Origin of the sequence: Saccharothrix sp. HUAS TT1 (genome assembly GCF_040744945.1) — a bacterium.
Classification (GTDB): domain Bacteria; phylum Actinomycetota; class Actinomycetes; order Mycobacteriales; family Pseudonocardiaceae; genus Actinosynnema.
In genome coordinates, this window is sequence record NZ_CP160453.1 from 6,595,071 (window position 1) to 6,609,605 (window position 14,535).

A 14,535-nucleotide genomic window follows, 5' to 3' on the forward strand; every position below is an offset into this window, starting at 1 on the left:
CCCGGATACTACTCGCCGGTAACCTCGGCCGGCTCCGGGTGCTTGTCGAGGTAGCCGCGCACGAACGGGCACTGCGGCACCACGGCGAGGCCCTTGGCGCGGACGTCCTCCAGCGCGTGCCGGACCAGGGCGCTGCCCAGGCCCTTGCCCTCGACGGCGACCTCGGTGTGGGTGAACGTGACGACGCCGTCCGCCAGCACGTACTCGGCGAAGCCGCCCAGCTCGCCGTCGAGGCTGACCTCGTAGCGGGACCGCTCGGGGTGGTCGGACACGGACACGTCGGTCACGGGCGCTCCTGGTGCTCGGGGTGGGCTGCGAGGGCTTGCCGAGTGCCACCGTAGTCGCGGCGTGCAAGATTGTGTGATGGACGTGTACCTGCTGATCCTGGGCGACCACCTGCCCAACCCGTGCACCGGGGAGGCCGTCACCGAGTGCGACCGGTTGCGGGTGATCGTGGAGCAGGCCGTCGTGGCGGAGGAGGCCGGTTTCACCGGGGTGGCGATCGGCGAGCACCACTTCACCCGGTACATCGTGTCGGCGCCGGAGTTGCTGCTGGCCACGATCGCGGCGCGCACGTCGACGCTGCGGCTGTCCACCGGGGTGACGCTGCTGGCGCACCACGACCCGGTGCGGGTGGCGGAGGAGCTGGCCACGCTGGACGTGCTGTCGCGGGGGCGGGCGGAGTTGACCGTGGCGCGGGGCGTGTCGCAGCGGACCGACGTGGCGTTCGGGGTGCAGGACGACCTGCGGGCGCGGTTCGAGGAGAACCTGCGGCTGCTGCTGCGGCTGCTGGAGGAGCGGCACGTGACGTGGAAGGGCCGTTACCGCAGCCCGCTGGTGGACGTGACGACCACGCCGCGCCCGGTCCAGCAGCCCCGGCCGGCGGTGTGGATGGGCAGCGGGTCGGCGGTGTCGGCGGACCTGGCGGTGGAGCTGGGCCTGCCGCTGATGCTGCCCAGCACGTTGCGCGACCCGAGCACCCACCGCCCGGTGGTGGAGCGCTACCGGGCCGCGATGGGCGGGCGCGGGCGGGTGGCGCTGCCGAGCCACGTGTTCGTCGCGCCGACGGCGGCGGAGGCGCGGGTGCGGTGGCGCCCGCACCTGGCCGCGTACGCGGAGTTCGCCGACACCTGGCGCGGTGACGGCGACGTGGACGTGGACGCGCTGATGGAGGGCGCGGCGGTGTGCGGTGATCCGGCGGAGGTGACCGGGCGGCTGAACCGGCTGACCGAGCTGCTGCGCCTGGACGCCCACCTGGTCATGGTCGACATCGGCGGCCTGCCGCACCAGTCGGTGCTCGACGCCATCCGCCTGTTCGGCCGCGAGGTCCTGCCCAACCTGACCCCGGGCCTTGCCGCGCGGGCGTCCTGAGCGTTGAACTCGGGGGTCCTGAACGTAGGACACGGTGGTCGGGAACGTAGGACTCGCGGGTCTGGGGTGGTCCCGCGCCCGGAGGTGCGGGACCACCCACGCGTCACCCGACGGCGCGGGCCAGGGACAGGGCGAAACGGCCCTCGGGGTCGGTCCACCAGTGGTCCAGGGAGAAGCCCGCGGCGGTCAGCTCACGGGCCACCCCCTCGCGCCGGAACTTCGCGGACACCTCCGTGCGCAGTTCCTCGCCCTCGGCGAACTCGACGTCCAGGCCGAGGGCGGGCACGTGCGCCTTCACCGGGCGCAGCGCACGCAGCCGCATCTCGATCCACTCCTCCTCGGCGTTCCACAGGGCCACGTGCTCGAAGTCGTCCGGGTCGAAGTCCGCGCCCAGCTCCCGGTTCACCACCCGCAGCACGTTGCGGTTGAACTCGGCCGTCACGCCCTGCGCGTCGTCGTACGCGCGGACCAGCACGTCCGGGTCCTTGACCAGGTCCGTGCCGAGCAGCAACCACTCCCCCTCGTCCAGCACCTCGCGCACCGAGGCGAAGAACTTGTCCCGCTCCTCCGGGATCAGGTTGCCGATCGTCCCGCCCAGGAACGCCACCACCCGCGGTGGCGCGCCCGGCAGCAGGCCCAGGTGCTCGGTGAAGTCGCCGACCACCCCGCGCACCCCCAGGCCGGGGTACGCGGCCGTGATCGCCTTCGCCGCCTCGGCCAACGCCGACGGCGACACGTCCAGCGGCACGAACTCCCGCAGCGTGCCGTGCTCGCGCAACGCGCTGAGCAGCAGCCGGGTCTTCTCCGACGAACCGGAGCCCAGCTCGACCAGCGAGCGCGCGCCCGTCAACGCGGCGACCTCCGCGGCCCGCGCCACCAGGATCTCCCGCTCGGCCCTGGTCGGGTAGTACTCGGGCAGCCGGGTGATCTCCTCGAACAGCTCGCTGCCGACCGCGTCGTAGAACCACTTCGGCGACACCCACTTCGACCGCGCGGTGAGCCCCGCCCTCGCCTCGGCGCGCAGCGCGACCGCCGCGTCCTCGGGGGTCAGGTGCACGTCCAGCACAGGCTCGGTCATCCTCGTCCAATCGGTTGAACGTCCACAGCGGACACGTCAGCCGCGACGACGTGCCCGTCGGGCACCTCCCGCCAGCGCGGGTCGTCGTCCAGCGGCTCGGAGGCCAACGTCACCGCGCCGTCGCCGGCGCGGACCCACAGCGAGTGGGACCACGTCGTGCCGGCCAGCACGGTTCCGTCGGTGAGCAACAGGTTCAGCCGCGAGCCGGGCGCGGCGGCGCCCACTTCGGACACGACGGACGCCAGCGCGGCGGCCGGCGCGACCCCGGCGGCGAGCCGGGACCGCACCAGCGCCCACAGCAGCGCCGCGTCGGTCGGCGCGTCCAGCGTCAGCAGCGCGGTCACCGGCAGCGTCCCGGCCAGGTCCGCGACGGACCACGGCCAGTCGGAGACCCGGCCGTTGTGGCTGAACAGCCACTGCCCGTCGGTGAACGGCGCGCAGGCGGTGTCCACGACCGGCATGCCGACCGTGGCCGACCGGACCGCGGCCAGCACCGCGCCGGACCGGGTGACCCGGCTCAGCGCGAGCAGGTTCTCGTCGGACCAGATGGTGCCCGTGCGGCGGTAGCGCAACGCCGGACCGCCCGGCTCGGGGTACCACCCCACGCCGTAGCCGTCGACGTTGACCGTGCCCCCGCCGCGCATGTCCCGCGGCGCGTAGGACTGCCGGACCAGCGAGTTCGGCGGGTCGTGCACGAGCGCGGAAACGGGCACGGCGGGGCCCAGGTAACCCAGGTGGCGGCACATGTCAGACCAACTCGTCCCGCGAGGCGTCCCGCGCGCAGCGGAAGCCGGCGAAGATCTGCCGCCGGATCGGGTAGTCCCAGTTCCGGAAGGTCGAGCGCACCGCCGCCTGGTCGCTGCCGAACGACCCGCCGCGCAGCACCTTGTAGTCCGGGCCGAAGAAGACCTGCGAGTACTCCGCGTACGGGAACACCTCGAACCCGGTGTAGCCGCGGAAGTCCGAGCTGGTCCACTCCCACACGTCGCCGATGAGCTGGTGCACGCCCAGCGCGGACGCGCCCGCCGGGTACGCGCCGACCGGCGCGGGCTCCAGGTGCCGCTGGTCGAGGTTCGCGTGCGCCTCGGTCGGATCCTCGTCGCCCCACGGGTAGCGGCGGGACCGGCCGGTCGCCGGGTCGAACCGGGCCGCCTTCTCCCACTCCACCTCGGTGGGCAGCCGCTTGCCCGCCCACCTCGCGTACGCCTCGGCCTCGTGGTGGCAGACGTGCACCACCGGCTGGTCCGGGTCGATCGGCCGCGTGCGGCCGAACGCGGTGCGGTGCCACTGGTCGCCGACGCGCTCCCAGAACCGGGGCGCGACCAGCGACGCCTTCCGCACGTGCGCCCACCCGGCCTCGCTCCACCACCGCGGGTCGCGGTAGCCGCCGTCGGCGATGAACGCCTCGTACGCGCCGTTGGTGACCGGGGTGGTGTCGATGAAGAACGGGTCGGTGACGACCTGGTGCGCGGGCCGCTCGTTGTCCAGCGCCCACGCCTCGGTCGACGTGCCCATGGTGAACGGCCCGCCGGGCACCAGCACCTCGGCCGGCCCCACCGGACCGCCGCGCGGTGGCGGCGGCGCGTCCAGCACCGGTTCGCCGACGCGCAGCTGGTGGGTGGCCAGCATGGTCTCGTCGTGCTGCTGCTCGTGCTGCACGATCATGCCGAACGCGAACCCGCCGTCGATCAGCCGGTGGCCCTCCAGCGGGGTGCGCTCCAGCACGTCGAACACCTTGTTCCGCACCTCGCCGACGTACCGCCTGGCCTCGGCGGGCCCGAGCAGCGGCAGTTCCGGCCGGACCGACCGGGCGTGCTTGAACGCGTCGTACAGCTCGTCGATGTCCGCGCGGACCGGCTCGCGGCCGCCCACGTCGCGGACCAGCCACAGCTCTTCCTGGTTGCCGATGTGCGCGAAGTCCCACACCAGCGGCGACATCAGCTTGGAGTGCTGGCGGACGAGGTCGTGGTCGTCCACCGCGTCGGTGAGCAGCCTGCTGCGGTCGCGGGCCCTGGTGAGCTGGGCGGCGATCCGGTCGCGAACGCGGTCGATGTGGGACTGGTCGGTGCTGGTCATGAACGGCCCCCTCCGGTCTTCTCAGCGAGCGTGCGGTGCAGTTCTTCGGCGATGGCGTCGGTCTGGTCGACCGACAGGTCGGTGTTCGACAGCGAGGCGCAGCCGAGGTCGACCACGTCGCGGGCCGCGCGGGCCAGCACGGGGTCGTCCAGGCCGTAGCGCGCCGCGGCGAGCCAGCGGTTCGCCGCGCCCTCGGTGGCCGCGAGCACCCCGTCCACCGCCTCCGACGTGCCGAACAGCGCGGCCATCAGCACCACCGGCGGCAGCCACCGGCCGTGCGGCGGCGTGTCGAGGTAGCGCACCTCCAGGTACCCGCGCGGCCGGACCGGCGGGAACTGGAGGGTGAGGTGGTAGTCCAGGTCGTCCGCCGTCGCCGGCTGGTCGAGGGCGCCCCCGATCCAGTCGGAGAACGTCAGCGGGCGCGGCGGCACCCAGTCCGGCCCCGGTCGGCGCACCGCGATGACCGGCGCGTCGAGCACCCTCTTGGCCCAGGCGTCGGCCGGGCGCTCGCACACCGCCGCCGGTCGGGTGCGCACCGGGTCGGTGCCGTAGAGGGCGCGCATCCTGGCGCTGGCCCAGTCGGTGCGGCGGCCGTTGACGCCCGGCGAGTTGGCGAACAGGGCGGTGAGGACCGGACCGAGGGCGTGCACCGCGGCCCAGCGCCTGGGCAGGTCGTCGGCCAGGCCGAAGTCCAGGCAGACCTGCAGGCCCGCGGTGCTGCACATCATCGTGATGCCCTCGGGCCCGAGGGGGGCGAAGGCGTGTTCCATGGCCGCGTAGCGAGGGACCTGGAGCATCCGGCGCGGCGGGCGGAACGGGTCCGCGCCGTGCTGACCGAGCCGGAGGCCGGCCGGTTCGAGCAGGTGCTGGAGGTGGTCGATGTCCGCCGCGACGGTCTTGAGCAGTTCTGTCAAGGATTCACGTGGCGGGGTGGAGATCTCGACCTGTCCGCCCGGTTCCACGGTCAGCGGGGTGCCGGAGGGCAGCGGCCGCTGAGGGCTGTCGGGCACGAGGGTCGGTGGCGCGTGCTTGCCGAGCGCGGTCGCGAGGGTTCTCGCGTCGAGCGGTCGGGTGGGGTCTTCGACGTGGTGGACGGTCCATTCCAGTTCGACTCCGAGCAGCCTCGGAGGTCCGTGCTTGAAGCAGACCGACGCCACGTAGGCCTCGGCCTCGGCTCTGTCCCGGAAAACCGCCGGGGCGGGCCCCGGAGCCGGGGCACTACGAACAGCTGTCACTTGGCGCACTCCCCGTGATCATTCGGCGTCCGTTCGACGCTACACGGGGGTACCGACACTCGCAGCCACTCGAAACCCTTACGGATCAACGACATGCCGGTGACCGGTGGCGGTCCGCGCGGCCGGTCGGGTGGCGCCGGTCGACGGTCCGGCCGTCGGTCGGCTGCTCCGAACGGACGACCTGCCGTGTCCGGGTGGAGCACCCCACCGCCCCCGGTGAACAGCCCGTGGCCGCCGGGTGACGACCTCGTCGCGACCGGCCGCTCAGCGCCGCGGGTACCGGACGTCGACGTGCAGGACGCGGTCGTTGCCGACCACCTCGTCCAGGTCGGCGGTCGTCGTCAGCCAGATGTCGCCCGCGTGGTCGAGCGCGACCGTGCGCAGCCGGCCGTAGGCGCCCTGGAAGTAGACCCACGGGTCGACCAGGTCGCCGGCGTGGTCGATGCGCATCCGGTGGACCCGCTGCCCGACCGTGGTCGCCACGAACACGTGGTCGTTGATGATGACCAGGCCGCTGGGCCCGCCGGACGTCGTCGCCCACGTCCTCTTCGGCGGCACGCTGTCCTCGCAGTAGCCCTGAGTGCCCTCGCAGCCGGGCCAGCCGTAGTTGCCGCCGCGCTCGATGAGGTTGATCTCGTCCAGCGAGTTGTTGCCGAACTCCGTCGCCCAGAGCCTGCCCCGGGAGTCGAACGCCATCCCCTGGACGTTGCGGTGCCCGTAGCTCCAGATCGCCTTGCCGGGGAACGGGTTGTCCGGCGGGACCGAGCCGTCCGGGTGGATGCGCAGGATCTTGCCCGCGTTGGTGTCCAGGTTCTGCCCGTAGCTGCCGTTCTGCGCGTCGCCGGTGGAGACGAACAGGTACCGGCCGTCCGGGCTGAACCGCAGCCCGCCGCCGTTGTGGTAGCGGTTCCTGGGCACGCCCACGAAGATCGGGGTCCAGTCGGACAGGGAGTCGTCGACCAGCGTGACCCGCACGACCTGGTTGCCGCCCGCCGCCGTGTGGTAGACGAACAGGTGCCGGTCGACGGCGAACCGCGGTGACACCGCGAGGCCGAGGACACCGCCCTCGCCGCCGGTCGACTCCGCCCCCGGCACCCGCCCGAGGTCGGTCCGCGCACCGCCCGGGGTCAACCGGTACAGCGCGAACGTCTCCCGCTCGGACACCACCGCCGTGCCGTCGGGCAGGAACGCCACGCCCCACGGCACGTCCGTGCCGTCGCGCAACGTCGTCACCCGGCCGAGGACCGGCACCCCCGGCGCCGCGGCGGAGGCCGCCGGCGACGGGTCGGCGGACGCGGTCGGGGGCGCGATCGGGGGCGCGGCGTCGGTGCGCATGACGACGTTCTCGCCGGCCTGCGAGACGTTGGACGCGGCGTCGCGCGCGAGCACCGTCCAGTCGTACCTGGTGCCGGGCGCGAGGCCGGTGACGGTGGCGGCCAGGTCCGCGCCGGGCACGGACGCCATGAGCTGCCCGTGCTGGTAGATGTCGTACCCGACCACCCCGACGTCGTCCTCGGCCGCCGACCACGCCAGGGACGCGCTGGTCGCCGACTTTCCGGTGACCCGCAGGTCGGTCGGCGAGGTCGGCGGCGCGGTGTCCGCGCCGTGCCCGAGCGCCGAGGCGGGCACGACGAGCAGCGACAGCACCGTCGCGGTGGCGACCGCGAGCCGTCGGCGTGCGTCGCGCGCCATCACCGGCTCCGGTGGGACGCGGCCCAGCGGCGGAACTCGGCGCGCGAGGACGGCACGTCCAGCGCGATCCGGTCCAGCAGCTCCACCCGGCGGCGGCCGGCGGGCAGCGCGAACGACGAGCGCAGCGCGCCGACGTGGCCGGCCGAGAACGGCACCAGCCGGACCGGCGCCCCCTCGGGGTCGGCGAGCGCGTCCAGCTGGTCGGCCATCACCGCCCCGTCGCCGACCCGCGCGTGCAGCGCGGCCTCGTGCAGGAAGAACCGCGCGGCCTCGATGCCGTCGTGCGCGCCGTCGACGCCGAGCGCGAGGGCGTACGCGGGCGTGCGCAGCGGCTCCGGGACGCACAGCGTCTCGAAGACCACCACGTCGCACCCGGCCGGGTCGTCGGCGGTCTCACCGGGACGGCGGCCGACGAGCCTGATCAGGTCGATCAGGTCCGGCCCGCCCCGATCGCGGTCCACCGTGGACGGTCCACTCGACCAGCCCCACCCCGGCACCAGCCTCAGCGGCGGCCGGGTGTCCTCACCTGCGGTCACGGAGCGCCACCGTAGTGACGATGACCAGCGGTTTCGAGTCCGGATCAGGAAAGACACCCTAAAGTGGACAGGGCAAGCCGTACGTACTGATTGGATTTCCCCAGGCGGCCCTGACAACATCGACAGGTGCCCAGGGTGAGCCAGGACCACCTCGATGCCCGTCGCCGTCAGATCCTCGACGGCGCGCGCTCGTGCTTCGCGCGCTTCGGCTACGAAGGCGCGACCGTGCGCCGCCTGGAAGAGGCTACCGGCCTGTCCAGGGGCGCGATCTTCCACCACTTCCGGGACAAGGAGTCGCTGTTCCTCGCGCTCGCCGAGGACGACGCGCTGCGGATGGCCGAGGTCGTCGCCCAACAGGGCCTGGTGCAGGTGATGCGCGACCTGCTGCACCCGCCCGACCCGAACGACGTGGAGCACCCGGCGGACTGGCTCGGCACCAGGCTGGAGGTGTCGCGCCGGCTGCGCACCGACCCGGAGTTCCGGGCCCGGTGGGCGGAGCGGTCGCGGCAGCTCACCGACGCGACCCGGCAGCGGTTGGAGCGCCAGCGCGAGGCCGGGAAGCTGCGGGACGACGTCGACGTGGACGTGCTGACGTCGTTCCTGGAACTGGTCCTGGAGGGCCTGGTGTCGCACCTGGCCATGGGCCTGCCCGCGGACGACCTCGAACCCGTGCTCGACCTGGTCGAGGAGAGCGTGCGGCGGCACCGCCGAACGGGCTGATGGTCCGGTACCTGTGGGCCGCCGGCCTCGCCCGGCTGGCCGACGAGATGGTCGTCGTGGCCGTCGTGGTGCTGGCCCTGGCGCGCAGCGATTCGTCCGTGCTGTCCGGCGTGGTGATCGCGGCGTACACGGTGCCGTCGATCGTGTCCGGTCCGCTGCTCGGCGCGTGGCTCGACCGCGCCCGGCGGCCGGTGGCGGCGTTGGCGGCCAACCAGTTCGCGCTGTCGGCGATGGCGGTGGCGATGGTGTTCGTGCCCGCGCCCTGGCTGGTGCCGGTCGCCTTCGTCGCGGGGATCACGCTGCCGCTGACCAGCGGCGGGTTCACCAGCCTGGTGCCGCGGCTGGCGACCGACCTGCCGCGGGCCACGTCGCAGGACGCGCTGGTGTTCAACGCGGCGGCCATCGGCGGGCCGGCGCTGGCGGGCGTGCTGGGCGCGGTGGCGTCGCCCGCCGTCGCGGTGGCGGCGGTGGCCGTGCTGTCGTTGGCGGGCGGGTTGTGCACCACGGCGCTGCGCGTGCCGCCGCACCCTCCCGCCGAGCACCCGTCCTTGGGCGCGGCGATGAAGCGGGGTCTGCGCCACCTGGCCACCACGGCGCCGTTGCGCGGCGCGACCATCGCGTCCGCGGTCGGGTACGGGTCGATCGGCATGCTCACCACGGCGCTGCCGCTGCACCTGACCGCGCTCGGCGTGGACCGGGACCGGACCGGGCTGGTGTGGGCGGCGATCGAGGTCGGCTGCGTGGTGAGCGTCCTCGCGGTGCGCAGACACCTGCCGCGGTGGCGCCCCGAGCGCGTGGTGTTCGTCGCGGTGGCGCTCTACGGGGTGACGCTCGCCCTGTGGCCGCTCACCTCGCACTTCCCGGTGCTGCTCGGGTTGGCCCTGGTGAGCGGGATCGCGCAGGGGCCGACCCTGACCGCGACGATGACCGCGCGGCAGCGGTACACGCCGGGTCCGCTGCTCGGGCAGGTCTCCACCACGGGCGCGAGCCTGAAGCTCGGCGCGTTCGCGCTCGGCGCGGCCGGCGGTGGCGCGCTGCTGACCGCGTGGTCGCCCGCGGCGGTGATCCTGTCGGTGGCGGTCGGCCAACTGGCGGGGTCGTCACTCGGAGCAGCCACCTCAAGGGCGAAGCGCGCGGTCGACGCGACCCCATAGGATCGCCGGCATGGCTGACCCGCGACCTGCCCACGTGCACCGGGTGCGGGTGCGCCCGGTCGACTGCGACCGCCAGGGGATCGTGCACGCCTCGCGCTACCCGGTCTTCTTCGAGGCCGCGATGGTGGAGACGCTGCGGTCGCTGCTGGGTTCGTACCGGGAGCTGGAGAAGCACGGCATCGACTTCGTGATGGCGGAGACGTCCATCCGGTACCTCAACCCGGCCCGGTTCGACGACCTGCTGCGGATCGCGGTGCGGGTGCGCACGCTCGGCACCACCACGTTGACCATGGGCTTCGACGCGGACGTCGACGGCACGGCGGTCGCCACCGGCTGGAACCGCTACGTCTCCTTCGGCACGCCGGAGCTGCGCAGCACCCCGATCCCGGCGGACTTCCGCAGGGTCCTGGAACGCCGACCGACGACCACCAGGCCCGCGCCCAGGAACGGGGCCGAACGCGTGACCCGCACCTGAACCGGGACCCAGCCCCTCGCCACCGAGAGCCTGCGCCCTCTAGGTCCGCACCCTCGTCCCGACGCCGACGGCGTGCCCCGCGCCCACCCCCTCGGCTCGCGCCACCACCCGGCCGCCCTCCACCCGGATCGCGGTCTCCGTCTCGTCGCTCACCGAGGGCACCCCGGCCGCCCGCGCCAACGCCCCGGTCTCGTCGCACACGACCCGCACCCCGGGCCACGCGCCGACCGGGAAAGCCTGCCGCAGGCACGTGCACACCTGCGCCAGCACCAGCCGCGCCAGCGGCGCCAGCTCCTCCGGCGTGCCGGTGACCATCGCGACGGTCACCCGAGCGCCGGTCCGCACCGCCTCCTCGGCGGCGGCCAGCCGGTTCAGCCCCAGCACGACCACCACGCCGTCCTCGACCGGCGTCACCTCCTCGCCGCGCACGAGGTCCAGCGCGGCCGGCGGGGTCCACGGCCGGTCCTCGCCCGAGACCACCGCGCCGGGTGGCGCGGCCCACCAGTCGTTCAGCTCCAGGCCCGCGAGCCGTTCGCACGCCGTGACCACGTCGAACGGCTCCAGGAAGCCCGGCGCGGCGGCGGCCAGCCCGCTCGCGCCGTGCAGGGTGGCGAGCACGACCTCGGCGGTGCGGACCAGCCGCGCCGGCGGTCCGCCGGGCGACGGCGGGCCGGTCGGCGCCACCGGGGCGACGGCTTCCAGCGCGAGGCTGAGCAGCAGGGCGTCGAGCTTCAGCAGCTGGGTGAACGGGCGGCGCGTCCCCTCCTCCGCCGCCACCTCGGCCGCGAGGTCCCGTGAGAGCGGGTCGAGGCTGAGCGAGGTGACCCACGCCCTGGCCAGCGCGCCGAGGGCCTGGCGGCGGTCCGCGCCGCGGTGCGGGTCGGCCGGCGCGGTCGCGCGCTCCGCCAGGTCGGCCAGCACCGCGAAGTAGAGCGCGCGCTTGCCGGGGAAGTTCGAGTAGACCGCGCCCCGGGTCAGCTCGGCGCGCTGGGCGATCGAGTCGACCTTGGCCTCCCGGAACCCGCGTTCGACGAATTCGGCGCGGGCGGCGTCCAGCACCCTCAGCCGGTTGCGCTCCTGCGTCTCCGCCCTGCTCAGCCGCACGGTCACGCTCCCTGTTTGCCGATCACCGCACGAACAGGATACCGTCACCATTCAGATGATAAGAACATCTGATGTGAACATCTGGAGGCTCGCGGTGACCGTTCCCGAGATCGACCTGACCGACCCCGAAGTGCTGCTCGACCCGTTCACCGCCCACGGGGAGGCGCGCGAGAAGTGCCCGGTGGCGCGGACGCACGTGCCCGGAATGGGCGACATGTGGATCGTCACCCAGCACGAGGACGCCAAGGCGGTGCTCGGCGACCCGCGCTTCGAGCTGAACGCCAACAGCTTCATGAGCCTGCCGGGCATCCCCGAGCACGTCCGGCCCTACCTGCGCACGATGTCCGAGCTGAACGGCCCCGAGCACGTCCGGCTGCGCCGGCTGGCCGCGCCCGCGTTCACCGCCCGCCGGGCCGAGGACTTCCGCCCGCGCATCGAGGCGATCGTGTCCGCGCTGCTCGACGCCCTGCCCGAAGGCGACGCGGTGGACCTGGCGGAGCACTTCGCCCGCCCGCTGCCGATGGACGTGATCTGCGAGCTGGTCGGCATCCCCGCCGAGGACCGGCCGCGCTGGCGCGAGTACGGCGCGGCCGTGGTCGGCGGCTTCGGACCGGCGTTCGTCGCGGCCATCCCGGGGATCGTCGAAGGCGCGATCGCGGCCGTGGAGCGCCGACGGGCGGCGCCGGCGGACGACCTGATCTCCCAGCTGCTGCGGGCGCAGGGCGAGGACGGCGACCGCCTCAGCGACGCGGAGCTGGTCACGCTGGTCTGGCAGCTGGTGCTGGCCGGGCAGACGCCGGCCAACCTCGTCGTCAACGGCCTCGAAGCGCTGCTCACCCACCCCGACCAGCTCGCCGCGGTGCGCGCGGACCCCGGCTCGGTGCCGCGCGCGGTCGAGGAGCTGACCCGGTGGGTCGGGCCGCAGCTGCTCACCGCGCCCCGGTTCGCGCTGGAGGAGGTGGCGTTCGGCGACGTGGTGATCGGCAAGGGCGAGCCGGTGATGACCTCGATCGCGGCGGCCAACCGCGACCCGCGGGCGTACACCGCGCCGGACGAGCTGGACGTCACCCGCACGCCCCGGGTCGGGCACCTCGGCTACTCGCACGGCGCGCACTTCTGCCTCGGGGCGGCGTTCGCCAGGGTGCAGACCCAGGTCGCCCTGTCGGCCGTGCTGAGCCGCTTCCCCGACCTGGCACTGGCCGAGACGCCACGCCCGACGCCGGACGGCGGCACGTGGCGGTTGGCGTCGCTGGTGGTGAGCGTCAGGGGCTGAAGAACCGGTCGAAGACCTCGTCGGCGACCACCTCGACACCCCGGCCGTCCGTGTCGACCACCAGATCCGCCCCGGGCGGCGGTGGCGTGACGAAGGTGCTCTGAGCCAGGTCGACGTACGCGCTCTTGGCGGTGGTCACGAGCCGGCTGAGCACCGCCCAGCCCACCGCCGACTTGCCCACCGCGCGCGGCCGGTCGTGTCCACGGTGAAGTCGGCGAACTTGACCCGGTGGTTCCCCAGCCAGCATCCGGTAGACCCGCCGGCCGACCGTCGACTTGCCGACGCCCGAGGGGCCCAGCAGCCAGAGGACGGCGGTCATCCGGCGGAGCGCGGTTCGGCCCGGTCCGGCGGGACGACCGGGTTTCCGACCCCGCAGCCCTGCCTTGAACCTTTCTCGCGTTCGCGCCACGGTGGTGGTATGCCGTCCACGGTGAAGAACGCGACGCTGCTGCTCCTGGGGCGCACCATCGTCCGGGCGCAGGCGCTCCTCGGCGACCCCGCCGCCCGGCTGTTCGGGCTGAGCCCGAACCGCGACCCCTACCCCGTCTACGAGTCGGTGCGGCGGCAGGGCGCGCTGGTGAAGAGCAGGATGGGGCTGTACCTCACCCCCTCGCACGAGCTGTGCTCGTCGCTGCTGCGCGACCCCGGCTTCGGCCCGCTGCCGGCGGGCGCGCTGTCGCCCGTCGACTCGACGGTCGAGGTGGCCGGGCGGCGGCTGGTGAACCCGGTCGAGGAGTCCTTCCTGGTGCTCAACCCGCCCGACCACACCCGGCTGCGCCGGCTCGTCGCGCCCTGGTTCACGCCGCGCGGGCTGCGCGCGCAGGCCGCGACCGTGGAACGGGTGGTCGAGGAGTACCTGGACGAGGTGGCGGACCGGCGGACGTTCGACCTGGTCGGCGACTTCGCGGCCAGGGTGCCGATCCAGGTGATCGCCGACCTGCTCGGCGTGCCCGGCGCGGACCACGCGGCGTTCGCCCGGTGGGGCAAGGCGTTGGTCAACGCGCTCGACGGCGTGCGGGACCTGCGCGAGGTGCACGCGCTGCACACGGCGCTGCGCGAGTTCGAGGAGTTCCTGGACGACCTGATCGCGCGCCGGCGGAGGCGCCCCGGCGGGGACGACGTCGTGTCCGCGCTGGTGGCCCACGACGACCTGACCCGGGAGGACCTGATCGCCACCACGGAGCTGCTGCTGGTGGCCGGGTTCGAGACCACGGTGAACCTGATCGGCAACTCGGTGCTCGCGGTGCTGGGCGACCAGGAGGTGCGCGAACGCCTGCTCGCCGACCCCGGTCACGCCGACGCCGTCGTGGAGGAGACGCTGCGGCACGACCCGCCGGTGCAGTACACCGTGCGGGTGCCGTTCGAGACGACCGAGGTCGCGGGCGTCCGGGTGCCGCGCGGCGCGCCGATCATGCTGATGCTGGCGGCGGCCAACCGCGACCCGGCGGTGTTCGCCGACCCGCACCGGTTCGACCCCGGCCGCGCGGACGTCCGCGAGCACCTGGCGTTCTCGTCCGGCATCCACTACTGCCTGGGCGCGGGACTGGCCAGGATGGAGGGTGCGGCGGCGCTGCGCGGGTTGTTCCGCCGCTTCCCGGACCTGAGGGCCGCGGGCCGGGTGAGCCGGCGCGCGTCGCGGGTGATCCGCGGCGCGGCGCGGTTCCCGGTGACCACCGGCGCGAAAAAACAACACCCGATCGGGCAAACCACCGGCTGAACCACCGCGATGTGGTGCATGCTAGTAAACGCGCAACGACCCGCCGCACCGCCGCCGCGGCGGGTCGTTGCGCCTTTCCGCACTGCTGCGGTCTTCCGGTGCGA

15 protein-coding genes are annotated in these 14,535 nt (G+C 74.0%); 6 read left to right on the forward strand and 9 right to left on the reverse strand.

Annotated elements, in window-relative coordinates:
• Positions 1-8: 8 nt before the first annotated feature.
• Positions 9-287, reverse strand: coding sequence for a GNAT family N-acetyltransferase (locus AB0F89_RS29605; protein WP_367128924.1), 279 nt, complete (start codon positions 285-287; stop codon positions 9-11).
• A 76-nt stretch (positions 288-363) separates the two neighbouring features.
• Here AB0F89_RS29605 and AB0F89_RS29610 point away from each other — a divergent pair, with 76 nt between their 5' ends.
• Positions 364-1,371 carry an LLM class flavin-dependent oxidoreductase gene (locus tag AB0F89_RS29610; RefSeq protein ID WP_367128925.1) on the forward strand — a complete coding sequence of 336 codons (1,008 nt, stop codon included), beginning with the start codon at positions 364-366 and terminating at the stop codon, positions 1,369-1,371.
• Positions 1,372-1,474: 103 nt separating this feature from the next.
• Here the strand turns inward: AB0F89_RS29610 and egtD are convergent, their stop codons facing one another.
• The 6 genes from egtD to AB0F89_RS29640 form a co-directional block, all read right to left on the reverse strand.
• On the reverse strand, positions 1,475-2,449 hold the full coding sequence (gene egtD, locus AB0F89_RS29615; protein ID WP_367128926.1) for an L-histidine N(alpha)-methyltransferase: 975 nt from the start codon (positions 2,447-2,449) through the stop codon (positions 1,475-1,477).
• Entirely contained in the window at positions 2,446-3,195 is a 750-nt protein-coding gene (gene egtC / locus AB0F89_RS29620) for an ergothioneine biosynthesis protein EgtC (protein ID WP_367128927.1), read from the reverse strand. Before egtC ends, egtD begins: the two co-directional genes overlap by 4 nt.
• Position 3,196: 1 nt before the next feature.
• Positions 3,197-4,525, reverse strand: a complete 1,329-nt coding sequence (gene egtB / locus AB0F89_RS29625) for an ergothioneine biosynthesis protein EgtB (protein ID WP_367128928.1) — start codon at positions 4,523-4,525, stop codon at positions 3,197-3,199.
• Entirely contained in the window at positions 4,522-5,682 is a 1,161-nt protein-coding gene (locus tag AB0F89_RS29630; protein WP_367128929.1) for a glutamate-cysteine ligase family protein, read from the reverse strand. Before AB0F89_RS29630 ends, egtB begins: the two co-directional genes overlap by 4 nt.
• Before the next feature lie 342 nt (positions 5,683-6,024).
• A complete protein-coding gene (locus tag AB0F89_RS29635; protein WP_367128930.1) occupies positions 6,025-7,452 on the reverse strand; it encodes a PQQ-dependent sugar dehydrogenase in 1,428 nt (475 codons plus the stop codon).
• Positions 7,452-7,988 (reverse strand): Scr1 family TA system antitoxin-like transcriptional regulator, encoded by a 537-nt coding sequence (locus AB0F89_RS29640; protein WP_367128931.1) that lies wholly within the window; start codon positions 7,986-7,988, stop codon positions 7,452-7,454. The genes AB0F89_RS29635 and AB0F89_RS29640 overlap by 1 nt, the downstream gene beginning before the upstream one ends.
• Positions 7,989-8,114: 126 nt before the next feature.
• On the opposite strand from AB0F89_RS29640, the gene AB0F89_RS29645 reads away from it, so the two are divergent.
• The 3 genes from AB0F89_RS29645 to AB0F89_RS29655 are packed head-to-tail and all read left to right on the forward strand — an operon-like array spanning position 8,115 to position 10,337.
• Positions 8,115-8,708 carry a TetR/AcrR family transcriptional regulator gene (locus AB0F89_RS29645; protein WP_367128932.1) on the forward strand — a complete coding sequence of 198 codons (594 nt, stop codon included), beginning with the start codon at positions 8,115-8,117 and terminating at the stop codon, positions 8,706-8,708.
• Complete coding sequence (locus AB0F89_RS29650) at positions 8,708-9,862, forward strand: MFS transporter (protein ID WP_367128933.1); 1,155 nt, start codon at positions 8,708-8,710, stop codon at positions 9,860-9,862. The genes AB0F89_RS29645 and AB0F89_RS29650 overlap by 1 nt, the downstream gene beginning before the upstream one ends.
• 10 nt (positions 9,863-9,872) lie before the next feature.
• Positions 9,873-10,337, forward strand: coding sequence for an acyl-CoA thioesterase (locus tag AB0F89_RS29655; protein ID WP_367128934.1), 465 nt, complete (start codon positions 9,873-9,875; stop codon positions 10,335-10,337).
• Positions 10,338-10,376: 39 nt separating this feature from the next.
• Here the strand turns inward: AB0F89_RS29655 and AB0F89_RS29660 are convergent, their stop codons facing one another.
• Positions 10,377-11,441, reverse strand: a complete 1,065-nt coding sequence (locus AB0F89_RS29660) for a TetR family transcriptional regulator (RefSeq protein WP_367128935.1) — start codon at positions 11,439-11,441, stop codon at positions 10,377-10,379.
• Between the two features lie 94 nt (positions 11,442-11,535).
• Between AB0F89_RS29660 and AB0F89_RS29665 the strand changes: the two genes are divergently transcribed.
• Positions 11,536-12,714, forward strand: a complete 1,179-nt coding sequence (locus tag AB0F89_RS29665) for a cytochrome P450 (protein ID WP_367128936.1) — start codon at positions 11,536-11,538, stop codon at positions 12,712-12,714.
• Here AB0F89_RS29665 and AB0F89_RS29670 read toward each other — a convergent pair.
• Positions 12,704-13,033, reverse strand: coding sequence for a hypothetical protein (locus AB0F89_RS29670; protein ID WP_367128937.1), 330 nt, complete (start codon positions 13,031-13,033; stop codon positions 12,704-12,706). The two genes, AB0F89_RS29665 and AB0F89_RS29670, sit on opposite strands and share 11 nt — an antisense overlap.
• A 99-nt stretch (positions 13,034-13,132) precedes the next feature.
• Here AB0F89_RS29670 and AB0F89_RS29675 point away from each other — a divergent pair, with 99 nt between their 5' ends.
• Positions 13,133-14,431, forward strand: coding sequence for a cytochrome P450 (locus tag AB0F89_RS29675; RefSeq protein ID WP_367128938.1), 1,299 nt, complete (start codon positions 13,133-13,135; stop codon positions 14,429-14,431).
• Positions 14,432-14,535 lie beyond the last annotated feature (104 nt).

Coding starts and splice junctions, on each gene's coding strand:
- AB0F89_RS29610 (WP_367128925.1), top strand. CDS start 364: ATGGACGTGTACCTGCTGATCCTGGGCGACCACCTGCCCAACCCGTGC.
- egtD (WP_367128926.1), bottom strand. CDS start 2,449: ATGACCGAGCCTGTGCTGGACGTGCACCTGACCCCCGAGGACGCGGCG.
- egtC (WP_367128927.1), bottom strand. CDS start 3,195: ATGTGCCGCCACCTGGGTTACCTGGGCCCCGCCGTGCCCGTTTCCGCG.
- egtB (WP_367128928.1), bottom strand. CDS start 4,525: ATGACCAGCACCGACCAGTCCCACATCGACCGCGTTCGCGACCGGATC.
- AB0F89_RS29635 (WP_367128930.1), bottom strand. CDS start 7,452: ATGGCGCGCGACGCACGCCGACGGCTCGCGGTCGCCACCGCGACGGTG.
- AB0F89_RS29650 (WP_367128933.1), top strand. CDS start 8,708: ATGGTCCGGTACCTGTGGGCCGCCGGCCTCGCCCGGCTGGCCGACGAG.
- AB0F89_RS29655 (WP_367128934.1), top strand. CDS start 9,873: ATGGCTGACCCGCGACCTGCCCACGTGCACCGGGTGCGGGTGCGCCCG.
- AB0F89_RS29670 (WP_367128937.1), bottom strand. CDS start 13,033: ATGACCGCCGTCCTCTGGCTGCTGGGCCCCTCGGGCGTCGGCAAGTCG.
- AB0F89_RS29675 (WP_367128938.1), top strand. CDS start 13,133: ATGCCGTCCACGGTGAAGAACGCGACGCTGCTGCTCCTGGGGCGCACC.